Source organism: Gracilibacillus sp. HCP3S3_G5_2, from assembly GCF_052063305.1.
Taxonomy (GTDB): domain Bacteria; phylum Bacillota; class Bacilli; order Bacillales; family Amphibacillaceae; genus Gracilibacillus.
This window is the reverse complement of record NZ_JBQHXU010000003.1, coordinates 64555-87474: the sequence shown is the minus strand read 5'-3', so window position 1 is coordinate 87474 and position 22920 is coordinate 64555. Positions and strand designations below refer to the sequence as shown.

Genomic DNA, 22920 nt, shown 5'->3' with positions numbered 1-22920 from the left:
TATATTATTCCGATTCTGATAGGTAAGGTAAAAATGGAATGGAATACTTATTTTGGCCTGATATTTTCCTTATGATCTTCTACTTGCTAAGTTTCCGTATAACTGTTCTTAATTTTGTATATTTTCATAGAATGGAGTTGAGGGGAGGCATATGTTCAGTGAAAAAGATAAAAGAAAAATTTATGACTGCTATTACACGTACCTTTGATCTGCCTTCTGAAATAACGATGGAATTGCCGCGTATTACCATGATAGGATCGATTCACGCGTACATAGAAAATCATCAAGGTCTCGTCATCTTTTCTTCTACCGAATTACTTTTAAAAGTTCACCAAGGACATGTACGAATAAAGGGAGACGGTTTTGTACTAAAAACGATGATAGACAAAGACATTTTATTAGAAGGAAATATAAAAGATATTACTTTTGAAAAATCGTAAAGTTTAGATTCGGAGGGAAGATTTATGTTTGTCAAGCGTAATAATTGGTTATCAGGCTATATTATTTTAGAAATAAAAGGGCAATACCCTGAACGCTTTTTTGATTTATGTACAAGATATGATATTCCGATTTGGGATATCAGAAAAAAGAGTGAAACAATAGCAACAGGAAAAATAAAATTAGCTGATTTGCCTAAACTAAGAGTAGTAAAAAGAAAGACCATTTATAAAGTGTATTTTAAAGGGAGAGCTGGATTTCCTTTTTTACTACGTAATTTGACTCATCAAAAGCCTTTACTGATTGGCTTCTTTATTTCCATCGCTGTCATTTTCTTTTTATCTAACATTGTTTGGCGAATTGATGTTAATGGTTTAGATGAAGAAATAGAAATAAAAGTCCTCCAGCAATTGGAAGAATACGGTTTAGAAGAGGGAAGCTTTCAATGGAATGTTGCATCACCTGCTACGATTCAGAAACAGTTATTAGCTGACATACCGGAATTGTTGTGGGTTGGTGTCAAAAAAAATGGATCTGCTTTCCACTTGGAAGGTGTGGAAAAGACAATAGTCGAGAAAGAAGACGACGACAAGCCTGGACACCTCGTTGCGACGAAAGAAGGGGTAATTGAAGATTTGTTCGTCACAAGAGGACAACCTTTGGTAGGAACGAATGATGTAGTTTATGAGGGAGATATTTTGGTGTCTGGCTACCTTAATCAATCAGAAGAAAATGGAGAAGAAGAGGATGTAGATACGGGAAAACCTGTGGCAGCTGATGGAGAAGTCATTGCAAAGGTATGGTATAAAAGTGAAATTACCGTTCCATTGGACAACCAGTATCAGGTATTGAATGGACATAATGAGCAAAAACATTATTTACATGCTTCCCAATTTTTAATTCCTATATGGAACTTTAAGAATCCCGAATATGAACATTATCAAGTTGATGTTGAGGAAAAAAACTTCTATTTTTTGAAGTGGAAAATTCCGCTTAGTTACGTGAGGCAGACTATTTATGAAGCTGAGGTAGTAGAGGAAGATATTACGTTAGAACAAGCGAAGGAAATTGCGATAGAACAAGGTAAAAGAGAATTAATGCGAGAAATTCCACACGATGCAAAAATAACGGAAGAAAAAGTTTTGCACGAAAGGGAAGAGAGTGGTAAAGTAAAATTAACCTTGTATTATACTGTACTAGAAAATATTGCAAAGAAACAACCAATTACTCAAGGAGATTGATTATGTCAGAAGATCTAAAGATGATTGATTTACAATTAGAAAATCCAAATGAAGCATTAACACTTTTCGGTACAGAAGATCGTCATTTAAAGCAATTAGAAGAACAATTGCAAGTTTCCATTACTTCTCGTGGCGAACAAATTAGTGTTTCAGGTAGTAATACCGATGTAACGATTATTCAAGAAGTATTAAATGGACTATTGACGATCATCAGAAAAGGAATAACTATCACTGAGCGGGATATTATTTACGCAGTAGACCTTGCGAAAAAAGGTAAAATAGATCAATTGGAAACGCTATTCGAAGATGAGATCACGAAGAATGCAAAAGGCAAATCGATCCGTGTAAAAACTTTAGGCCAGCGGAACTATTTGCAGAACATGAAGCAGAATGATCTTGTCTTTGGTATAGGGCCCGCAGGTACTGGTAAAACATATCTTGCTGTGGTGATGGCTGTGCATGCACTAAAAAATGGGAAAGTAAAACGAATAATTTTAACAAGGCCAGCAGTAGAAGCAGGAGAAAGCTTAGGTTTTCTACCTGGAGATTTAAAAGAAAAAGTCGATCCGTATTTACGACCTTTATATGATGCTTTACACGATGTTCTTGGTATGGAGCATACGATGCGGCTAATTGAGAGAGGAACTATTGAAATAGCTCCACTTGCTTATATGCGAGGAAGGACCTTAGACGATGCTTTTGTTATTTTAGATGAAGCGCAAAATACGACAAATGCACAAATGAAGATGTTTTTAACGCGTTTAGGCTTTGGTTCTAAAATGATCATTACTGGTGATGTTACGCAAATTGACTTACCTAATGGAGTGCAATCAGGTTTAACTGAGGCCAAAGAAAAGTTAGCAAATATGAAAGGGATCGGCATCGTTTATTTATCACAATCAGATGTCGTCCGACACCCAATTGTTCAAAAAATTATCGAAGCATATGAAAAGTAAATAAACTGCTTAGATTATACAAAATGGAGTTGTCTCAAAAGTGCTTATATGCAAGGACTTATGGACAACTCTTTTCTGGGACAACCGATTGTCAGATATCAGCCCAGAGAATAGGGGGAGCAAAATGAAAAAGTTTAAGCTAATAAAACAAAAGTTCATTTCTTTTTTTCAGCATAATCTTATTCAATTAGTGACAGCTTGCATTGTCATCGTAAGCATCTTTTTTGTTGTGAGCTTCCAGAACGTTCACACTGAAACCTATGATATCGAAAAATTCTCTGTGGCCAATGAAACAATACGTTCCCCTATTACGATAGAGAATACGAAAGAGACAGAGAGAAGAATTAGAGAGGTTGTTCAATCTGTAGAGGACCATTTTGAAATATCTGAAGAAGTAACAGAAGAGCAAATTACATATATCAACGAAGTGTTTGAAGCAATTGACAAAATCGAAACCGGAAATATTGAATTAGATTCAGAAGAAGAAAAACTAACTTCTATTTCTGATAAAGTTGCTTATCTTGAAAATTTAGTTCATGATGAATTACTGACAGAAGTTGAAACAGATACGTTTCAAGCGCTATTTCAAGCTTCAGCAGAAGAGAGAGTATTAGCCAAGGAACTGATTACTACAGCTATTTATGATGCTTATTATAATGGTATTAAAGTAGAAGAAGTAGATCAAGCTATTGAGGGAGCGCAGCAAAGACTTACGTATTCTACTTTGGATAATGCTTTCGTTGAATCATTGAAATCACTGATTGTGTTTAGCATACAGCCTAATTCTTTTTTTTCAGCTGATCTAACAAATGAAGCACAACAGCAGGCAAGAAATAGTGTTGAACCTGTTATGATAAGAGCAGGTGAAGTAATTGTTGAAGAAGGCCAATTGATCACCAATGAAATATATGAAGAGTTAGAGATTACCGGGCTTTTAAATGAAGAACGAAATCTATACCCGACGATTGGTTTGGTACTTTTAGTGTTATTAATGGGCTTATTTTTATGTTTTGAATTACGTCATCACATGAAACACGCTGGATTAGATATTCGTAAATTGATTGCTATTAGTGTGTTAAGTATATTTCTAGTGCTTATGTTGAAGGTTGTCAGTTTTTATACAACTTCCATTAATCCATTATATTTAGCTGCTCCGGTAGCAACGGTATCTATGTTACTAAAAATTTTAGTCAACGAACGAATCGCTATTGTTATGTCATTGTTTTATGCTGTGATTGGCAGTGTCATCTTTAATGCTGATATTCCAGGATTGTTAAATATGGAAGCAGGAATATTTATCATGTTTTCCCAATTGGCTAGTATTTTCTTTTTATCTGTCATTAAAGATAGAGGGTCGATCATTAAGAGTGGTTTAGCTACATCTATTATAAACATTATAACAATCTGTTTATTTTTATTCTTATCATTTGAAAAATATTCATGGTTAGATTATTTGTCTTTCAGTGGCTATGGTTTTCTTTCTGCTATTATTGCTACTATATTAACATTGGGCATGTTACCGTTGTTTGAAACGGGTCTAGGTATATTGTCTGATACGAAACTTTTAGCTTTATCGAGTCCTAATCACCCATTATTACGAAAATTGCTAATTGAAGCTCCGGGAACTTATCACCATAGCATTATGGTAGCTAATTTAAGTGAAGTTTCTTGTGAAGTGATTGGGGCAAATGGACTTTTAGCAAGAGTGGCTGCTTACTATCATGACCTTGGTAAAACGGTCAGGCCGCATTATTTTATCGAAAACCAGATGGGGATGAAAAATCCTCATGATTATCTTGATCCTTATCAGAGTGCTGAAATCATTTTACAGCATCCTATTGATAGTGCGAAGTTATTGAAAAAAGAAAAACTTCCACACGAGATTATTGACATCGCTTTGCAACATCACGGTACCACTTTATTAAAATTTTTCTATTATAAAGCGAAAGAGCGTAATGACCAGGTAAAGGAAGATGACTTTCGTTATGATGGGCCAAAGCCAAAAACCAAAGAAGCAGCAGTAGTATCGATTTGCGATTCGATAGAAGCAGCAGTCCGTTCGTTAGCGAATCCTAATCAGGAGGAAATTGAAAAAATTGTTTCAGCTATTTTTGAAGATCGGTTATTAGACGGTCAGCTAAATGATAGTTCGTTAACATTTAATGAATTGGAACAAATGAAATTAGTGATTTGTGAGACACTAAAAGGTATCTACCATTCCCGTATCCAGTATCCGAAGGAAAACAACATGAAGGAGGCGAGATAGAAATGGAAATAGATTTTTATGATGAAACGAAAAAGGTATCACAGGAACACATTCAATTAATTAGCCAACTGCTTTCATATGCTGCAAAACAGGAAAATATTGAAGAAAATGCAGAGCTATCGATATCCTTTGTGGATAATAATGAGATTCAGCATTTGAATAACCAATATCGTGGACTTGATCAACCTACTGATGTCCTATCATTTGCTCTTGAAGAAGCAGCAGATGACGAAATGGATATTGCAGGAGCAGATATTCCGTTGGCACTAGGAGACATCATTATTTCTGTCGACAAGACTAATGAACAAGCGGCTGAATACAACCATTCGTTCTCTAGGGAACTAGGATTCTTAGCTCTACACGGTTTTTTACATTTACTTGGATATGATCATATGAGTGAGGAAGATGAGAAAAAAATGTTTTCAAGACAAGAGGAGATCTTAAATGGCTTCGGACTATCGCGGGAAAAGTAAATTTCATTTCGGGTTGCGGTACGCACTGAACGGTTTTAAAGTGGCCATCTTGACAGAACGAAATATTACCATTCATATCATTGCAGCAATTATCGTTTTCATTTCAGGTATTCTTTTTTCTATTTCAATGATAGAATGGGCGATTTTAACTTTGACAGTTGGAGCAGTTATCAGCATGGAAATGATGAATACTGCTTTAGAAAGAGCTTTAGACCATTTGGAGCCAGGGCATCACCCTCAGGTAGGGATCGCCAAGGACATTGCAGCTGGAGCAGTATTCATCACGGCAATAGTGGCAATAATCATCGCAATTCTGATTTTTTTGCCAAAGATTTTGTCTTAAGCGTAAAAGGAGCACAGATCGTAAAACTTTACCACTAGTTTTGTCGAAAGTATGAAATCTTAGAGAAGTTATAGTATTATTATGTTATAAATAAGCAACATGATGTTAAGCGGAGGAAAAGTTATGCATAACCATTTCAAATCAGGATTTGTAGCCATTATTGGTAGACCAAATGTAGGAAAATCGACCTTTATGAATCGTGTTATTGGTCAAAAAATTGCCATTATGAGTGACAAAGCACAAACAACCAGAAATAAAATTCAAGGTGTATACACTGATGAGTATAAACAAATTGTATTTATTGACACACCTGGAATCCATAAACCTAAGCATAAATTAGGTGATTTCATGGTGAAAATAGCGGAAAATACCTTAAACGAAGTTGATTCGATTATGTTTATGATTAATGCAGATGAAGGCTACGGAATGGGTGATCAGTATATAATCGACCGATTAGAGGCGATCAAAAAACCGGTTTTTTTAGTCATCAATAAAATTGATCTTGTTCATCCAGATCAGTTGTTACCTCTTATAGAGCAATATAAGGACAAGTATCCATTTAAAGAAATTGTCCCTATTTCAGCTCTGGAAGGAAATAATGTCAATCATTTAATGGAAGTATTCACAGAACATCTTCCGGAAGGACCTCAATACTATCCTGAAGATCAAATAACCGACCATCCAGAGCGATTTATCATCGGTGAACTGATTCGCGAGAAGGTATTACAATTAACGAGAGAAGAAGTGCCACATTCGGTTGCAGTAGTAATTGAACAAATTGATCATCGAGGTGAAGGCGAAAAAATACTAGTACAGGCAACCATTGTAGTTGAGAGAAAATCACAAAAGGGCATTATTATCGGCAAACAAGGTCAAATGTTAAAAGAGATTGGAAAAAGGGCAAGACAAGATATTGAACGGCTATTAGGCTCGAAAGTGTATTTGGAATTATGGGTCAAAGTTCAGGAAAATTGGCGAAACAAAGCCCATCAACTACATGAATTTGGATTCAAGCAAGATGAGTATTAGAGTGAATGGAGTACTCAGGCATTTGTAAATGTTGTAATGTTGGTTAGTTTGATACATGGTAAATTTTTTTACTAATTGAAATAAAATTAATGGAAATTCTAATATTGAACACAATGAAAGATTACCATAAGGAAAGGTGAGGTTTGTTGTGATCGATGTACCATGGAAAATATTTAGTCAAACAGGCAATATTGAAGCTTATTTATGGATGAAACAAGTTGAGTCAGATGATTATCAAGAACAAGAAGAAGATGTAGACGATTCATTATTAGAGGATACACATTTCTAAGACTGAAAGGGATAGGTGAAGCTTGTGTTTGAAAAAGTTGAAGGCTTCATTTTGAAAACACAGGATTATGGGGAAACACATAAAATTGTGACGTTATTAACACCAACATTGGGAAAAGTTGGTGCAATTGCTAGAGGGGCAAAGAAAACAAAAAGTAGAATGGCTGCTATTACGCAGCCATTTATTCATGGTTCGTATTTGATACAGCCTGGCTCTAGTCTTGCTACTATTCAACAAGGCGAAGTAATTAACTCCTTTCGTAAAATAAGAGAAGATATTTTTAAAACAGCTTATACAAGCTATCTAGCAGAATTAACAGATAAGCTGATTGATCCTAAGAAATATAATCCTTCTATCTATCAGCAGTTATTGCATACGGTACAGCGAATAAATGATGGAGAGGATGCGGAGGTCCTCGCAATGATTTATGAATGGAAAATGTATAAAGAAGCGGGATTTGCTCCAGTAGTAACAAAATGTGTTTCTTGCGGAAATACACATGATTTAAAAGCATTTTCTATTTCAAATGGTGGCTTGTTGTGTAGAAATTGCTTGACACTAGATGAGAATGCCATCTCCATTCCTGAAAAAGTAGCCAAGCTTATGGCATTATTTACTTGGGTTGAAGTAGCGCAAATCGGGAGTATTTCAGTGAAACCAGAGAATAAAAGAATGCTCCAACAAATTATGGATCAATATTATGAAGCCCATGGTGGATATTATCTGAAGTCAAAAAGGTTTTTAACACAAATGAACCAGTTAAATGATCATTTATAATTGACAAGTCGCGTAATGTTTCGTATGATGTAAAAATAAAATGAATAATGGATTGCAAAGAAGGAGAGTAGTACTGATTTATTGTCTTTCAAGCGAGTTCAGGGTGGTGAAAGCTGAACAAGTTCAAGGTCAGGAAGGCGTTCTGGAGCAATTTTTAGGAAAGTGGTCATCTTTTAAACAGATGACAAGTAGGGTGGAACCGCGGGCAAACCCGTCCCTATGCCTTATCAAAGTGATAAAGCATAGGGACGGGTTTTTCGATTTCTCTTTTAGCCCTTAAAAAACGAAAAACAGCGAAGTGATTTTTCGATTTGATTCTTTTTTTCGTCCTGATTTTATTGAGCAGTAGTCATATGCTCCGGCAGAATACTCCGCTTTCAGCGGGCATGGCCTAGCCTCAGCCTCCTCGAAAAGCAAAAATCGCTTTTCTGCGGGGTCTTCAGCTCGTGCTGTCCCCACAGGAGTCTGCCTATTTTGGCTTCGCTAGTTATAATTTTCGAATGACTTTTCAGAGTGTTTTTCTTGTAAAGTTAGCTGAAGTCGAACCGATGGAACGCTCATGTATAAAACAGGATGGAAGAATGTTTCACACGGACAATTGCCATTATTTCGTAATAGATCTCTATTGCAAATTCGTTTTTATAGGAAATGAAAAAATTCTTTACATAGGAGGATGAAGTATTGATGAATATTCAAGAAATGATCTTAACACTACAGAAGCATTGGTCAGATCAAAATTGTATTTTAATGCAAGCATATGACGTTGAAAAAGGGGCGGGAACGATGTCACCGATGACCCTTTTACGCAGTCTTGGACCGGAACCATGGAATGTTGCGTATGTGGAGCCATCACGCCGTCCAGCAGATGGCCGCTATGGGCAAAATCCAAACAGACTATATCAGCACCACCAATTCCAGGTGATTATGAAGCCATCGCCTGACAATATTCAAGAACTCTACTTGGAGTCATTAAGAAAATTAGGAATTGATCCGGCATATCATGATATTCGCTTTGTTGAAGATAACTGGGAAAATCCAACGTTAGGTGCAGCAGGCCTTGGTTGGGAAGTTTGGTTAGATGGCATGGAAATTACACAATTCACTTATTTCCAGCAAATCGGTGGTTTAGAAGCAAAACCGGTAGCTGTTGAAATCACATACGGTATAGAACGTTTGGCTTCCTATATTCAGGATAAAGAAAATGTATTTGAGTTAGAATGGACAGAAGGTGTAACTGTAGGAGATATTTTCTACCAGCCGGAGTATGAGCATTCTAAGTATACATTCGAGGAATCTAATACTGACATGCTTTTCACGCTATTTTCAACGTATGAAGAAGAAGCAAAGCGTGCGATGGAAAAGGATTTAGTCTTTCCAGCATATGATTACGTGCTTAAGTGCTCACACACTTTTAATTTATTAGATGCAAAAGGGGTAATTTCCGTAACGGAGCGAACGGGATACATTGGAAGAGTTCGTAATTTGGCTAGAGAAATCGCTAAACTGTATGTAGCGGAAAGAGAAAGACTTGGATTCCCCATGTTGAAAGGAGAAGAGGTTCACCATGAAAACAACTAATGTTTTGTTTGAAGTTGGATTAGAAGAAATGCCAGCTCGTTTTATGAATGCTACTGAAAAGCAATTAAAAAATAAGACGATATCATGGTTAAAAGAAATTCGCTTAGCATATCACAATCTGACAACATATATAACACCAAGACGATTTGCGGTTTTAATTGAAGGACTTGATTACAAACAAGTTGATCAAGAAGAGGAAGCTAAAGGTCCTGCTTTAAAAATTGCTCAAGATAGTGAAGGTAATTGGACGAAAGCTGCGATCGGTTTCTCTAAAGGTCAAGGAAAGTCTGTAGAGGATCTTTATGTAAAAGAGATGAACGGCACGAAGTATGTGTTTGTAAATAAATTTATAGAAGGTAAAACCCAAGAAGAGTTGTTGCCAGCATTTAAAGATATTGTTCTTAGTCTAAACTTCCCTAAAAATATGCGTTGGGCAAATCAAAATTTACGCTATATTCGTCCAATTAAATGGCTTGTGGCATTACAAGATGAGAAAGTAATTCCTTTTGAGATAGCTGGGGTTCACACAAGTAATCTAAGCTATGGTCATCGTTTTTTAGGTGGAAAGATAGAAATTAGTAACCCATCTCTCTATTCAAAAGTTTTAAGTGATCAATATGTTATTGCAGATAGTGTAAAACGCCAGGAAATGATTGTAGACGGTATTAAAAAACTCGAGAAAGAAAAAGGTTGGAAAATACCAATGGATGATGATTTACTAACTGAAGTAACCCACTTAGTGGAGTACCCAACAGTTTTCTTCGGGCAATTTAGTGAAGAGTTTTTGCATATACCGAAGGAAGTACTTATTACTTCTATGAAAGAACATCAACGTTATTTCCCTGTCCAAAATGAAAAGCATGAACTGCTGCCTTACTTTATTGGTGTACGCAATGGAACAAGTGATCATATTGAAACAGTAGCAAGAGGTAATGAGAAAGTATTACGAGCACGATTACAAGATGCACAGTTTTTCTATGAAGAGGATCAAAAACAATCGATTGATAGTAATTTACAACTTTTAGATCGAATGGTTTTCCAGGAAAAGCTCGGAACAATTGCAGATAAGGTAAAACGAATAATAGAAATTAGTAGTCTGATCGCTGATGATTTGAATTTGTCTGACAAGGAGAAATCTCAGATTGAAAGAGCTGCAAAGATTAGTAAATTTGATCTTGTTACCAACATGGTTAAAGAATTTACTGAACTTCAAGGAATAATGGGCAGAAAATATGCAACTATTTTTGGTGAAGATGATGTCATAGCGCAGGCCATTGAAGAGCATTATATGCCTAGAAACGCTAATGATGAATTACCTGCTAGTTCTGTTGGCTCTATTGTGAGTATAGCAGATAAGCTGGATACAATTGTTGGTTGTTTTGCGGTTGGCTTAATACCAAGCGGATCACAAGACCCTTATGCACTAAGAAGACAAGCTCTTGGTATACTTCAGATCATTCAACACCATAACTTGGATTTAAGTTTGAACCAATTAATAGAAAAAGTATTCGCATTATTTGATGCAAGAAATATTTCGACAATGGAAAAATCTCAAGTATTAGTTCAATTAGAATCATTTTTTAAACAACGTGCTGCATATATTATGAAAGAAGCTGACATCGAAGCTGATATTATTGATGCAATTCTGGTCAGTAAATTATCAGATTTCGCCTTTTTATTAGAAAAAGCAAAATTGTTGAAAACAAAACGAATAGATTCTCAATTTAAAGATAAACAAGAAGCATTTGTTCGTGTGATGAATTTAGCAATGAAAGCTGATGGGGATCATGATGTGCAACCTAGCATATTTGAAAAGAGTGAAGAAAACAAGCTATATGATACGTATCTAGAAATAAGAGATCCCTATAGAAAAGCAATTGAGGAGAAAGATGCTAACGAAGCACTTGACCAATTAACATCATTAGTAGAGCCCATTCATCAATTCTTTGATCATACAATGGTAATGGATGAAGATAAAAATATACGAAATAATCGTCTGGCGCTATTAAAAGTAATTGCCGATGAAATTAACCAATTTGCAGATTTAACCAAAGTCCAATGGAAGCAAACACAGGTTCATGCGGACTGAGGAGGACATGGCGTTCATGGAAAAAGCAATTATTTATATTGTTTCTGATTCAGTCGGTGAAACAGCAGAATTTGTCACGAAGGCAGCACTTAGTCAATTTATGAATGAAAATGACTATGATTTATATCGTATTCCCTATGTGGAAAATATTGAAGTTTTGCGTGGGGCAGTTTACCACGCAAAACAACTAGGTGCTATGATTGGGTTCACTTTAGTTAATCCAATGTTTAGAGAGTTTTTAATTCAAGAAGCCTCGAATAAAGGGGTTGAATGTGTTGATATAATGGGGCCAATGTTGCAGGCAATGGAACGAAAATTCCAAAAGCAACCTAAGCAAGAACCCGGCCTCATTCATAGACTAGATGAAGACTATTTTAGAAAGGTAGAAGCAATAGAATTTGCAGTACGCTATGATGATGGTAGAGATCCAAGAGGAGTAGAACAAGCAGATATTGTATTAATCGGAGTATCCCGAACATCTAAAACCCCATTATCACAATATTTGGCACATAAGCAACTGAAGGTTGCCAATGTACCTATTGTCCCAGAAGTTGAACCTCCATCTTCATTATTCCATATTCCATCTCATAAGTGTATTGGATTAAGAATTAGTCCTGAGAAATTAAATGGTATTAGAAAAGAACGGTTAAAGAGTCTTGGGCTAGACGACCAAGCTGCTTATGCGGATGTAAATCGAATTGAAGCAGAATTAGCATATTTTGACAAGATCATTCATCAACTTGATTGTCCAGTTATTGATGTGTCGAACAAAGCTGTCGAAGAAACTGCCAATCTTATTTTAAATATGATCAATCAACCCTATTGGGACTTACACGATAATAAGGCTAGTGAATAAATAAGCAAAGATATTGGAAAATAAGATGAACATATATTATAATTATATTTTGTCAAAATGTTTATATTATTAATAAAATGTCCATTACTTACTAATATAATAAACTTTTGCCATTTGTTTCCTGCTTTAAACAAATGACAACATTTTTTTAAAAAAACTATGAAATAAGCAGGAATTTGCAGTTTTGTGTAGAATTATGTATCTATACAGATCTTTTGTTATTCGACATTTTATGAAGATCGCCTAAGTCTTGAATCTTGTTTATAGGATTTAGATTAGAGGTATTAGGTTATTAAGAGCTGTCAATCAGCAAATTTTAACTTATACCAATGATGAGAAAATTGTCGAAGTGTTAATTTGAATAGTAGTGAGAAATGGTGATGAAATATGGCCAATCAAGTGTCAGATGAAACAATTGAATCTCTTCGTCAAGCGAATGATGTAGTTGATATCGTAGGAGAATATGTACATTTAAAAAAACAAGGCCGAAATTATTTTGGACTTTGCCCATTTCACTCAGAAAATACACCTTCATTTTCCGTCAATCAAGAAAAACAAATTTATCATTGTTTTGGATGTGGTAAAGGTGGTAACGTTATTACCTTTATCATGGAAATGGAAGGTTACTCTTTTCAACAAGCTATTCGTCATTTAGCTGAAAAAGCTGGTCATTCTATTCCGGAACTAAAAGACTCTCGAATGGAAAGGGCTAATTCTGGGGAACAGACAATGTTAGATGCATACCAGTGGTTAGTTAAACTATACCATCATTTATTACGACATTCAAAGGATGGTAAAAAGGCATTAGAATATCTTTATAATAGAGGTTTTTCTGATGAAGCAATTGATCAATTTCAAATTGGCTATTCCCCAACATCAAAAGATTTTATTCCACAATTTTTGGAAAAGAAAGGTTTCCATAAACAAGTAATGGCTAATGCTGGATTATTAACGGCTGGAAATGATGGAAACTATTATGACCGATTCCAAGCAAGAGTTATTTTTCCAATCCGTAATCATTTAGGTAAAACAGTCGGGTTCGTAGGAAGAACTATTACTGATCAGGAACCTAAATACTTAAATAGTCCAGAATCATCGTTGTTTAAGAAAAGTCAACTACTTTACAATTTTGATTTGGCTAGGAGTGAAATTCGGAAACAAGGAGAAGTAATACTTTTTGAAGGGTCTGCAGATGTTATATCCGCTTATCAAGCTGGTGTCAAGAATGGCGTAGCATCACTAGGAACCTCTTTAACAGAATCACATGCCAATCTTTTAAGAAGGTATGTCGATACGGTCCTGCTTTGTTATGATGGAGATGATGCAGGACAAAATGCTACTTATAAAGCCATTCAGTTATTTAAGAAAGTTGGCTGCAATATCAAAGTAGCACCATTACCTTATAAGTATGATCCTGATCAATATATCCAAGAGTTTGGAAGGGAGAAATTCCGAGAACAAGTTATTAATGCTGCAGATTCCGAGATCGTCTTCTTAATGAAGTATTTAAAAAGGAATTTTAATTTAAAACTTGAAGGAGATCGACTGCAATATGTAGAAAAAGTAATAGGGGAAATTGCACAATTAGAAAGTTCTATTGAAAGAGACCACTATATTCGAGAATTAGCAGAAGAATTTACTATTTCATATGATGCTTTATCACAAGAGTTAAAGTCTCGAATGCAAAATATCAAAAAAAATGATGATAACCGCGGGAGGTTTGGAAATACTAATGGTGGAAATCAAGAGAAATATCGATCAAAATCGTTACATGTTTTACCACCAGCATATCAAAATGCCGAACGTCGCTTAATTGCATTTATGTTACAAAATGCTCACATTGCTGAAAAAGTACAAGAAACAATTGGCTCGAAGTTTAATGTAGAACAACACCAAATTATTGTAACCCATTTGTACGGATATTACGAAGAAGGGAATCAACCTGATCCCAGTCATTTTTTAACATATTTAGATGATGCAAATCTTCAACAGACAGTTGTTGAACTATCGATGATGGATTATTCTTGGGAAATGTCAGAAAAGGAGCTACAAGATTATATTCATCTCATTCAATCAGAACAAACAGATAATGAAAAAATAAAACAACTTAAGCAGAAAATGAAACAGTTAGAGAAAACAGACCCTAAGGAAGCTGCTAAAATAGCAATGGAGATTATAAAGATAAAACAACAATCGAAAAATGGAAGTTAGTTTTGGAAGGAGGGGCACTCATGGCAGAAAACAAGCCATCACGTTCAAAAGAAGCTGAATTAACAGTTGATCAGGCAAAAGACCAATTGTTGGAATTAGGTAAAAAACGTGGTGTATTAGCATATGAGGAAGTAGCAGAAAGATTAGCAAATTTTGAATTAGAATCCGATCAAATGGATGAGTTCTATGAGTACTTGAATGAACAGGGGGTAGAGGTAATAGGAGAATCAGATGATGATCCTACTATGCAACAACTCTCAAAGGAAGAAGAATTTGATCTAAATGATTTGAGTGTACCATTAGGAATTAAAATCAACGATCCAGTCCGTATGTATTTAAAAGAAATAGGTAGAGTAGATTTATTATCAGCTTCGGAAGAAATCGAACTTGCCAAAAAAATCGAAGAAGGTGACGAATACGCTAAAAAAAGATTAGCTGAAGCAAACCTTCGTCTTGTTGTAAGTATTGCGAAGCGTTATGTCGGCCGCGGTATGCTATTTTTAGACCTTATTCAAGAAGGAAATATGGGGCTTATTAAAGCAGTTGAAAAATTCGATTTCAGAAAAGGTTTTAAATTCAGTACCTATGCAACATGGTGGATTCGACAAGCAATCACAAGAGCTATTGCAGACCAGGCAAGAACAATCAGAATTCCTGTTCATATGGTAGAAACCATAAATAAATTGATTCGTGTTCAAAGGCAATTGTTACAAGATTTGGGTAGAGAACCAACCCCGGAAGAAATAGCTAAAGATATGGATTTAACACCTGATAAAGTAAGGGAAATATTAAAGATTGCTCAAGAACCTGTTTCATTAGAAACACCAATTGGCGAAGAAGATGACTCACACCTTGGTGACTTTATCGAAGATCAAGAAGCTACATCACCATCAGATCACGCAGCATATGAATTATTAAAGGAACAATTAGAAGATGTTTTAGATACACTAACAGATCGTGAAGAAAATGTATTACGCTTGCGTTTTGGTTTGGATGATGGCAGAACAAGGACTTTAGAAGAAGTTGGTAAGGTATTTGGCGTAACAAGGGAAAGAATTCGTCAGATTGAGGCGAAAGCATTACGGAAATTACGTCATCCTAGTCGTAGTAAACGATTAAAAGATTTCTTGGAATAAAGCTCTAAGTGTACCTAATGAACTATCTTCCTTTCTGTGAAGATAGTTCATTTAAATTTATTCGGACCTATCAATGTTTCACACAATTATCCGATATAATGATTAGAGCAAATCAGACTTGGAGATGGTATTTAATGGAAGAAGGTCGTAAAAGAACGATAATTAATGAAATTAAGTACTGGAAGACGCATCAATTATTACCAACTCAATATTGTGATTTTTTATTAGCTCTTTACACAGAAGGTGAGGGGACTACAGCAGAGAATGTTATCGAAAATAAACGGTCTCCATATTATTTATTATTTTATTTTGTAGATACATTAGTTATATTACTGCCTTTTATAATTTTCCAGCTTACCAGTAGTTTTCTTATACAAACGGTTGGTATCGTTATCAATCTATTTATTGCATTCAGTATGATAAAGCTTTTTTCTAAGTATAAGGAATTACAGACCTCTTATGCAGTGATGATATTTTTCGTTGTATTTTTATTTTCGACAATGTTAGGGTTGAGTCATTATATCAGTATTAGTTGGATAACCTATTCGTGGATTTTTATAAATAGTATTTCTTGGATCATATTTGGTAAGCTTAAAAAGCAATTTTTCTTACAAGTTGCTGGCGTTTTTATTTTAATCATTCTCATTATTATGATGGGTTTTTACTATTTTTAGACATTTTCATGAATTTTAATGAGTATTACTTTTCTAATTGTCTAATTTGAAGTAAAATAAAGATGGTTTTCCATATACATATTTGTTAAATTTGTTGGGCAGTGCAACCCAACTTGACGTCTAATTGAAGGAGGAAAAAACAATGAAAAAAAATCCAATTATTCCCTTTGCACTAATTGCTGTTCTTGGGATTTTAGCAATGATTATTTTATCAGTTGTAGGTCTAAATGAACAAGAAAGAATTGCAACTGGTGGAGAAGAAGGAGAAACGACAGAAGCAGATCCAGAAGCATTAATTCAAAGTTGTATTGGATGTCATGGCGGTGACCTGGAAGGTGGAAGTGGTCCAGCTCTTAATGATGTTCACGAGAGATTGGATGTAGCTGAAATTGAGGATATCATTATCAACGGTACAGATGGTGGTATGCCAGGTGGTTTAGTAAGTAATGAAGAAGCCGCAGTATTAGCTGAATGGCTATCAGAAGGACAAGAATAAAAAGTGGTAAAAGCTTTCTGTTTTAACAGAGAGCTTTTTTCTCTTTTAGTTTGTATGAAGGGACATAAATGAATGATGCTATCAAAACGACTCGAAAAAATTGCTGAATACTTACAAGAGCCGATCCAATTCGCTGATATTGGTTCGGATCACGCATATTTGCCGTGCTATGTTTGTTTGCAAAACGAACATGCGACTGCAATTGCTGGAGAAGTAAACCAGGGTCCTCTTGAAAGGGCAAAAAACACGGTGAAAGAATATGGTTTGAATAAACGAATAGAAGTAAGAAAAGGCAATGGATTGGATGTTATTGAACAAGGTGAAGTCAACCAAATAACGATTGCTGGAATGGGAGGGAAACTTATCCAAACGATTCTGGAAGAAGGTAAGCTTAAATTATCTGGTGTTTCACGATTAATTTTACAGCCGAATATTGATGCACCAATAGTTCGAAAATGGCTGACAGATCATCAGTATGAAATTATGGCGGAAGAAATTGTTTCAGAGGATGGTTATATTTATGAAATTATTGTCAGTGATCGTCAAATTACGCCCACTTTTCTTTCAGAAAAAGAATTGTTATTTGGTCCATTTCTTCTCAAAGAAAAAAATGACGTTTTTATAAAGAAATGGACTAGTGAAAAAGAGAAACGAATATGGTTAATTAAACAAATGCAACAAGCAGCCAATATACCAGTAGCGAAAATCAAGAAGCTCGAAACAGAAATAAAGTCGATCGAGGAGGTATTAAATAATGACAACTGTTAAAGATGTAATGCGATTACTGGAAAAATGGGTTCCTGTTCATTATGCAGAGTCCTGGGATAATGTCGGATTACAAATTGGATCAAAAGAGCAAAAAGTAAAGAAAATGATGATTACACTTGACGTAATAGATGCGGTTGTTGAGGAAGCGATTGAAAAGAAAGTAGATTTTATTATTGCGCACCATCCATTATTATTTAACGGTTTAAAAAGAATAGATTTTCAAGATCCAAAAGGACAAGTTGTAAAAAAATTAATCGAGCACAATATTTCTGTTTATGCTGCTCACACCAACTTGGATGTAGTTAAAGGCGGTGTGAATGATATGTTGGCAGAGAGATTGGAACTGTCAAATACAAAGGTTTTAGTTCCAACTGTAGAGGAGCAATTACTAAAATTTATTGTCTATGTTCCACAAACGCACCTGAGTGACCTTGTGGAAGCAATAGGAAATGCTGGAGCAGGACATATTGGTAATTACAGTCATTGTACGTTTCGTTCTGCGGGAACAGGAGCTTTCAAGCCATTGGAGGGCACACAGCCTTATCTTGGTACTCAAGGAGAAATAGAAGAAGTAAATGAGTATAAATTAGAAACAATCATTAAAAAATCACAATTGTCTGTTGTCCTGCAGGCAGCAAAAAAGGCACATCCATATGAAGAAATGGCATATGATTTAGTACCACTTTCCAATAAAGGGGAAAAAGCGGGCTTAGGGCGTATCGGAAAACTTTCTAAGCCAATGAAATTGTCTGAGTATGTGGAGATAGTAAAAAGTAATTTGAATATTCCAGCTTTACGCTATGTTGGTAATCAGAATCAAGTGATCCAAAAAGTTGCTGTATTAGGAGGAAGTGGGAAAGGTTTCATTAATGCTGCTCGAAAAGCTGGAGCAGATCTTTATATTACAGGAGATTTAACTTTCCATGAAGCTCAAGACGCAGAAGAAGCTGGCCTTTGCCTGCTTGACCCGGGCCATCATGTAGAGGAGGTTATGAAAGAGGGAGTAAAAGATTATTTCTTAACTAATCTTCACCAATTACCAGACAAAATAGAAGTTGAAGTCTCGACTTTATCAACCGATCCATTTCGTTATCAATAAAGCGAAATGATAGGACTGTTGATTAAATCATCGTATTAGTGGTTTTAAAAGAAAAAAAGAAGCAGGCACCAAATTGGTGCTTGCTTCTTATTTTTTAGCTTTTACTTTTGGTAAAATTTTATCTTGCTGTACTTTTGATGTTCGATCCCATGTTTCCGGGTTATTTGGGTCATATTGCTCGATGAATTTAATTACTTCTTTTGCGATTGGAGTTGGTGTGGAAGCACCAGCAGTCACGGCAACTGTTGATACACCTTCTAACCATTCATATTGTATTTCAGAAACATCAGCAATTCGATAAGCTTGAGTACCCGCCTTTTCAATAGAAACTTGTGCTAAACGATTAGAATTGTTACTACGTGGATCACCAACCACTAATGTTAAGTCAGCATCCTTTGCTTTTTCTGCTACAGCTTCCTGACGAACTTGCGTAGCCATGCAAATCTCTTGTTCCATTTCAGTTTGCGGGTATTTTTCCTTTACTTTTAACATAACATCATGAACATCCCATTGACTCATTGTTGTTTGGTTAGTCACCAATATTTTTTCTGCATTTAAATGAAGGTTTTCTACATCCTCCTGATTTTGAATTAAATGCACATGATCTGGTGCAACACCTACTGCACCCTCTGGCTCTGGATGTCCTTTTTTCCCTATATACACAATCTCATAATTTTCTTTTACTTTTTCGCGAATCAAATCGTGTGTTCTTGTAACGTCTGGACAGGTTGCATCAAGTACTGTTAAGCCTTTTTCTTCAGCACGTTTTTTCACTTCTGGTGATACACCATGAGCAGTGAAAATAACTGTTCCATCATCGATATCTTCTAAAAGCTCTGCTCGATTTTTTCCGTCTAATGTATAGACACCTTGTTCTTTAAAGGCATTGTTTACATGCGAATTATGAACAATCATACCAAGTATATAAATAGGGCGAGGTAGATTGGGATCCTTCACTGCGTTTTGAGCAATAACCATTGCATCGACAACTCCATAGCAATATCCTCTGGGAGCAATCTTAATTACTTTCATTATGGTTCCCCCTCTGTACTTTCTACTAGAGATCAAGTAAAATGTTTAATAACGGACTTGAATTTGTCCAATACTTACATTATAAAGGTATTTAATACAATTGACAAAGATATTTAGTTAGTTAGAAGGAGAATAACATGGAAAAGCATTTATTTAGACAATATGCATTGGATGATTGGATGAATGAAGTAATTGGGCAATTGGGATTTTATGAACCCACTCCTATTCAAGCAAAAGTCATTCCAGAAGCTTTAAAAGGTAGAGATATTATTGGACAATCAGAAACAGGTTCAGGTAAAACACATGCCTTTTTGATTCCGTTATTGAATAAAATCGATACGAATCAATCTGAAACACAAGTTGTTTTAACAGCACCAACAAGAGAACTGGCTATTCAAATATATGAAGAAGTTAAAAAGATCATGCAGTTTTCTGGTAATCAAGATAACTGGCGTGCAAAGCTTATTATCGGTGGAACAGATAAAAAACGAATGGTAGAAAAAATGAAACAAGCACCACATATCGTTGTTGGGACACCTGGACGTATTCTAGATCTAATTCAGGATGGTGTATTGGATATATACTCAGCAAAGTCTTTTGTCATGGACGAAACAGATTTAATGCTTGAATTAGGTCTTATTGAAGAAATAGACCGAATTCTTACACATGCAGATCCTGATATACAAGTAATGGTGTTTTCAGCAACTATTCCTGAAAAGTTACAACCATTTCTTAAAAAATATCTGCACGGACCAATCTATGTGAAAATTGACGATCGTTTAGCGCCTGAAAAACTGGAACATCGGCTCATTGATCTTAAGCACCGAGAGCAGGCTGATGTAATCTTTGAGATTTCTAAGTTGATCCAACCATATTTAGCGATTATTTTTACAAATGGTAAGGAAAATGCTAATCAGTTAGCGGAAAATTTACAGGCTAAAGGATTAGCAGTCGGGCTAATTCATGGGGGATTAAATCAACGTGAAAGAAAAAGAGTATTGAAAGAAATTCAACAGCTAAAATATCAATATATCGTTGCAACAGACTTAGCTGCACGCGGTATCGATATTAAAGGGGTAAGTCATGTAATCAATGCGGAATTACCAAAAGAAGAGGCGTTTTATTTACATCGTGTAGGAAGAACGGCTCGTGCTGGAATGGAAGGAACAGCGATCAGCCTTTATCAGGAAGAAGATATCCCACTTATTAAGAAGTTGGAGAAAAAAGGGTTAACTTTTACATTCCATGATATTGTAAAAGGGGAGTGGCGAGAAGCAAAAGCATGGAATATAAGGCAAAAGCGAGAAAAAGGGGAAAATGAGATCGAGAAAAGAGCTTGGCAGCAAGTAAGAAAACCGAAAAAGGTAAAGCCTGGGTACAAGAAAAAAATGAAGAAACAACAACAACATGTTAAAAAGAAAATAAAAAGAAATCAAACGAATAAATAGAAAAGGTGAGAGGATTTTATGTTAAAAATAGGTTCACATGTTTCAATGAGTGGAAAGAAAATGCTTTTAGGATCTAGTGAGGAAGCAGTGTCGTACGGTTCTACAGCACTAATGATTTATACAGGAGCTCCCCAAAATACGCGACGAAAACCAATCGAAGAGTTAAATATTGAAGCTGGCCGTCAACATATGGAGGAAAACGGTATTTTAGACATAGTGGTTCATGCTCCTTATATTATTAATATCGGTAATGCTACGAAGAAGGAAACGTTTGAACTAGGAGTAAATTTTTTAAAGAGTGAAATAGATCGAACAGAAGCATTAGGTGCTAAGCAAATCGTCCTTCACCCTGGTGCCCATGTAGGTGAAGGGGTTGACACAGGTATTGCGAAAATCATTGAAGGCTTAAATGAAGTACTTGATCCAAATCAGGATGTACAAATAGCTTTAGAGACGATGGCTGGAAAAGGATCGGAAATTGGTCGTAATTTTGATGAATTAGCAAGAATCATCGATGGTGTTACACATAATGAGAAGCTATCGATTTGTTTCGATACTTGTCACGTTCATGATGCAGGATATCCGATTGTAGACGATTTTGATGGTGTGTTAAATGAATTTGACAAGATTATTGGGATCGATCGCTTAAAAGTAGTTCATATTAATGATAGTAAAAATGTGCAAGGTGCAGGAAAAGACCGTCATGAAAATATCGGATTTGGTCATATCGGGTTTGAGACGATTCACCAAATTGTCCATCATGACCAATTAACAGAATTACCTAAGATTTTAGAAACTCCATATGTTGGAGAAGATAAGAAAAATAAAAAACCACCATATAAGTTTGAAATAGAAATGCTGAAAAACGGTTCATTCATTCCAGATTTAAAAGAACAAATTGTGAATCAATAATTATTTTCATACATGCTGCACCCTGTCAAGTGGACAATGAAAAGCAAAAGATATAGGCAATGGCCTGATACCGATATTCTAATGGTGTCAGGCTATTTAATTTCTCTTGGTAACGTTCTTCGTTATATGATTGAGAGGCTATAGTTGCGTAACAATCGTTCGGCTGTCCACTTTCCTTTCCTCGGGTTTTTGCCCCGCGGAAAGCGAAACGATCAGCCAGAGCCGATGCTTTGCACTCGATATCATAAACCATAAGTTAGTGAAAGATATTCCGTAATTATACGGATTGCATCGTTTAATTGATGTTAAGAAAATAAGTTATGTTCCAATTTCTTTTTATGTTAAATAAAACAACTCCGATGGAAAGCTTAGTGTTCTAATCATACTATATCATTTGAAATAACTTTCAAGTCCATATTCTTTAATTAGTTTATTGAATAGTTGTTGGCATGCTTTCGCAGTTTTAATGTCTGTGATTTGGGCAAGTTTTCTCAGCATCTGAGCACGGTCTTCAGCATTTGTTGGATCATAACGGTTACGTTGTAAATGGCTAGATATTAACCTTGCTTGGTGTTCATTAACCGTGATGTTGTACTTGTTAGCGTATTCAATGATTTCATTTGCACTGATTTTTTTCAATTTGCTTATGATAATGCGTTTTGAGATTCCGTTCATTTAAAAAACTCCTTTTTTGTTATCTTTTTTTATTTTATGCAAGAATGTTTATTTTTTGTGAATAAGGGTAAAAAAAGTAGGATGTTTATTATTTGCACTAATCGACAATTTTCGCTAATATAGAGCGCTGTAGA

General features: G+C 35.4%; 23 protein-coding genes and 1 other annotated feature. Of the genes, 20 read left to right on the top strand and 3 right to left on the bottom strand.

Annotated features, from left to right (window positions below):
* Positions 1–158: 158 nt before the first annotated feature.
* The 18 genes from yqfC to ACTNEP_RS05355 all read left to right on the top strand — a co-directional run bounded on the left by yqfC (position 159) and on the right by ACTNEP_RS05355 (position 18719).
* Positions 159–440 (top strand): sporulation protein YqfC, encoded by a 282-nt coding sequence (yqfC, locus tag ACTNEP_RS05440; protein ID WP_441160705.1) that lies wholly within the window; start codon positions 159–161, stop codon positions 438–440.
* Positions 441–464: 24 nt separating this feature from the next.
* The gene (yqfD, locus tag ACTNEP_RS05435; RefSeq protein WP_441160704.1) at positions 465–1679 is read left to right on the top strand and encodes a sporulation protein YqfD; all 1215 of its coding nucleotides are present in this window, start codon (positions 465–467) and stop codon (positions 1677–1679) included.
* 2 nt (positions 1680–1681) lie between these two features.
* A complete protein-coding gene (locus ACTNEP_RS05430) occupies positions 1682–2635 on the top strand; it encodes a PhoH family protein (protein ID WP_441160703.1) in 954 nt (317 codons plus the stop codon).
* Between the two features lie 124 nt (positions 2636–2759).
* Positions 2760–4901: an HD family phosphohydrolase gene (locus ACTNEP_RS05425; protein ID WP_441160702.1), complete on the top strand. Its 2142-nt coding sequence runs from the start codon at positions 2760–2762 to the stop codon at positions 4899–4901.
* A 2-nt stretch (positions 4902–4903) separates the two neighbouring features.
* The gene (gene ybeY, locus ACTNEP_RS05420) at positions 4904–5374 is read left to right on the top strand and encodes an rRNA maturation RNase YbeY (RefSeq protein WP_441160701.1); all 471 of its coding nucleotides are present in this window, start codon (positions 4904–4906) and stop codon (positions 5372–5374) included.
* Positions 5346–5717 (top strand): diacylglycerol kinase, encoded by a 372-nt coding sequence (locus tag ACTNEP_RS05415; protein WP_441160700.1) that lies wholly within the window; start codon positions 5346–5348, stop codon positions 5715–5717. Before ybeY ends, ACTNEP_RS05415 begins: the two co-directional genes overlap by 29 nt.
* Before the next feature lie 123 nt (positions 5718–5840).
* Positions 5841–6746 carry a GTPase Era gene (era, locus tag ACTNEP_RS05410; RefSeq protein ID WP_441160699.1) on the top strand — a complete coding sequence of 302 codons (906 nt, stop codon included), beginning with the start codon at positions 5841–5843 and terminating at the stop codon, positions 6744–6746.
* A gap of 148 nt (positions 6747–6894) precedes the next feature.
* Positions 6895–7035, top strand: a complete 141-nt coding sequence (locus ACTNEP_RS05405; RefSeq protein ID WP_441160698.1) for a YqzL family protein — start codon at positions 6895–6897, stop codon at positions 7033–7035.
* 24 nt (positions 7036–7059) lie between these two features.
* Positions 7060–7812, top strand: a complete 753-nt coding sequence (gene recO / locus ACTNEP_RS05400) for a DNA repair protein RecO (protein WP_441160697.1) — start codon at positions 7060–7062, stop codon at positions 7810–7812.
* A gap of 48 nt (positions 7813–7860) precedes the next feature.
* Positions 7861–8034: a binding site (T-box leader), on the top strand.
* Positions 8035–8496: 462 nt separating this feature from the next.
* A complete protein-coding gene (glyQ, locus tag ACTNEP_RS05395; RefSeq protein WP_441161103.1) occupies positions 8497–9390 on the top strand; it encodes a glycine--tRNA ligase subunit alpha in 894 nt (297 codons plus the stop codon).
* Positions 9377–11479: a glycine--tRNA ligase subunit beta gene (glyS, locus tag ACTNEP_RS05390; protein WP_441160696.1), complete on the top strand. Its 2103-nt coding sequence runs from the start codon at positions 9377–9379 to the stop codon at positions 11477–11479. The genes glyQ and glyS overlap by 14 nt, the downstream gene beginning before the upstream one ends.
* A gap of 16 nt (positions 11480–11495) precedes the next feature.
* Complete coding sequence (locus ACTNEP_RS05385; protein ID WP_441160695.1) at positions 11496–12335, top strand: pyruvate, water dikinase regulatory protein; 840 nt, start codon at positions 11496–11498, stop codon at positions 12333–12335.
* A 387-nt stretch (positions 12336–12722) separates the two neighbouring features.
* Positions 12723–14546 (top strand): DNA primase, encoded by a 1824-nt coding sequence (gene dnaG, locus ACTNEP_RS05380; RefSeq protein ID WP_441160694.1) that lies wholly within the window; start codon positions 12723–12725, stop codon positions 14544–14546.
* Between the two features lie 20 nt (positions 14547–14566).
* Positions 14567–15682 carry an RNA polymerase sigma factor RpoD gene (gene rpoD / locus ACTNEP_RS05375; RefSeq protein ID WP_441160693.1) on the top strand — a complete coding sequence of 372 codons (1116 nt, stop codon included), beginning with the start codon at positions 14567–14569 and terminating at the stop codon, positions 15680–15682.
* 134 nt (positions 15683–15816) lie between these two features.
* Complete coding sequence (locus ACTNEP_RS05370) at positions 15817–16356, top strand: hypothetical protein (protein ID WP_441160692.1); 540 nt, start codon at positions 15817–15819, stop codon at positions 16354–16356.
* 142 nt (positions 16357–16498) lie between these two features.
* Positions 16499–16852 (top strand): cytochrome c550, encoded by a 354-nt coding sequence (cccA, locus tag ACTNEP_RS05365; protein WP_441160691.1) that lies wholly within the window; start codon positions 16499–16501, stop codon positions 16850–16852.
* Positions 16853–16927: 75 nt separating this feature from the next.
* On the top strand, positions 16928–17620 hold the full coding sequence (locus tag ACTNEP_RS05360) for a tRNA (adenine(22)-N(1))-methyltransferase (protein WP_441161102.1): 693 nt from the start codon (positions 16928–16930) through the stop codon (positions 17618–17620).
* Complete coding sequence (locus ACTNEP_RS05355) at positions 17607–18719, top strand: Nif3-like dinuclear metal center hexameric protein (RefSeq protein ID WP_441160690.1); 1113 nt, start codon at positions 17607–17609, stop codon at positions 18717–18719. The genes ACTNEP_RS05360 and ACTNEP_RS05355 overlap by 14 nt, the downstream gene beginning before the upstream one ends.
* An 87-nt stretch (positions 18720–18806) precedes the next feature.
* On the opposite strand, the gene ACTNEP_RS05350 is transcribed toward ACTNEP_RS05355, so the two are convergent.
* Entirely contained in the window at positions 18807–19751 is a 945-nt protein-coding gene (locus ACTNEP_RS05350; RefSeq protein ID WP_441160689.1) for a 4-hydroxy-3-methylbut-2-enyl diphosphate reductase, read from the bottom strand.
* Between the two features lie 137 nt (positions 19752–19888).
* Here ACTNEP_RS05350 and ACTNEP_RS05345 point away from each other — a divergent pair, with 137 nt between their 5' ends.
* Both ACTNEP_RS05345 and ACTNEP_RS05340 read left to right on the top strand, forming a co-directional pair.
* Positions 19889–21199 (top strand): DEAD/DEAH box helicase, encoded by a 1311-nt coding sequence (locus ACTNEP_RS05345; protein WP_441160688.1) that lies wholly within the window; start codon positions 19889–19891, stop codon positions 21197–21199.
* 18 nt (positions 21200–21217) lie between these two features.
* Positions 21218–22111, top strand: a complete 894-nt coding sequence (locus ACTNEP_RS05340) for a deoxyribonuclease IV (RefSeq protein WP_441160686.1) — start codon at positions 21218–21220, stop codon at positions 22109–22111.
* Positions 22112–22136: 25 nt separating this feature from the next.
* Here ACTNEP_RS05340 and ACTNEP_RS05335 read toward each other — a convergent pair whose 3' ends face one another.
* Positions 22137–22364 carry an IS3 family transposase gene (locus ACTNEP_RS05335; protein ID WP_441160685.1) on the bottom strand — a complete coding sequence of 76 codons (228 nt, stop codon included), beginning with the start codon at positions 22362–22364 and terminating at the stop codon, positions 22137–22139.
* 137 nt (positions 22365–22501) lie between these two features.
* Entirely contained in the window at positions 22502–22786 is a 285-nt protein-coding gene (locus tag ACTNEP_RS05330; RefSeq protein WP_441160684.1) for a DUF2624 family protein, read from the bottom strand.
* Positions 22787–22920 lie beyond the last annotated feature (134 nt).

Bases quoted from the DNA above. Each gene is read 5' to 3' on its own strand.
- yqfD (WP_441160704.1), top strand. From the start codon at position 465: ATGTTTGTCAAGCGTAATAATTGGTTATCAGGCTATATTATTTTAGAA.
- ACTNEP_RS05430 (WP_441160703.1), top strand. From the start codon at position 1,682: ATGTCAGAAGATCTAAAGATGATTGATTTACAATTAGAAAATCCAAAT.
- ACTNEP_RS05425 (WP_441160702.1), top strand. From the start codon at position 2,760: ATGAAAAAGTTTAAGCTAATAAAACAAAAGTTCATTTCTTTTTTTCAG.
- ybeY (WP_441160701.1), top strand. From the start codon at position 4,904: ATGGAAATAGATTTTTATGATGAAACGAAAAAGGTATCACAGGAACAC.
- ACTNEP_RS05415 (WP_441160700.1), top strand. From the start codon at position 5,346: ATGGCTTCGGACTATCGCGGGAAAAGTAAATTTCATTTCGGGTTGCGG.
- era (WP_441160699.1), top strand. From the start codon at position 5,841: ATGCATAACCATTTCAAATCAGGATTTGTAGCCATTATTGGTAGACCA.
- glyQ (WP_441161103.1), top strand. From the start codon at position 8,497: ATGAATATTCAAGAAATGATCTTAACACTACAGAAGCATTGGTCAGAT.
- glyS (WP_441160696.1), top strand. From the start codon at position 9,377: ATGAAAACAACTAATGTTTTGTTTGAAGTTGGATTAGAAGAAATGCCA.
- ACTNEP_RS05385 (WP_441160695.1), top strand. From the start codon at position 11,496: ATGGAAAAAGCAATTATTTATATTGTTTCTGATTCAGTCGGTGAAACA.
- dnaG (WP_441160694.1), top strand. From the start codon at position 12,723: ATGGCCAATCAAGTGTCAGATGAAACAATTGAATCTCTTCGTCAAGCG.
- rpoD (WP_441160693.1), top strand. From the start codon at position 14,567: ATGGCAGAAAACAAGCCATCACGTTCAAAAGAAGCTGAATTAACAGTT.
- ACTNEP_RS05370 (WP_441160692.1), top strand. From the start codon at position 15,817: ATGGAAGAAGGTCGTAAAAGAACGATAATTAATGAAATTAAGTACTGG.
- cccA (WP_441160691.1), top strand. From the start codon at position 16,499: ATGAAAAAAAATCCAATTATTCCCTTTGCACTAATTGCTGTTCTTGGG.
- ACTNEP_RS05360 (WP_441161102.1), top strand. From the start codon at position 16,928: ATGCTATCAAAACGACTCGAAAAAATTGCTGAATACTTACAAGAGCCG.
- ACTNEP_RS05355 (WP_441160690.1), top strand. From the start codon at position 17,607: ATGACAACTGTTAAAGATGTAATGCGATTACTGGAAAAATGGGTTCCT.
- ACTNEP_RS05350 (WP_441160689.1), bottom strand. From the start codon at position 19,751: ATGAAAGTAATTAAGATTGCTCCCAGAGGATATTGCTATGGAGTTGTC.
- ACTNEP_RS05345 (WP_441160688.1), top strand. From the start codon at position 19,889: ATGGAAAAGCATTTATTTAGACAATATGCATTGGATGATTGGATGAAT.
- ACTNEP_RS05340 (WP_441160686.1), top strand. From the start codon at position 21,218: ATGTTAAAAATAGGTTCACATGTTTCAATGAGTGGAAAGAAAATGCTT.
- ACTNEP_RS05335 (WP_441160685.1), bottom strand. From the start codon at position 22,364: ATGGTTTATGATATCGAGTGCAAAGCATCGGCTCTGGCTGATCGTTTC.
- ACTNEP_RS05330 (WP_441160684.1), bottom strand. From the start codon at position 22,786: ATGAACGGAATCTCAAAACGCATTATCATAAGCAAATTGAAAAAAATC.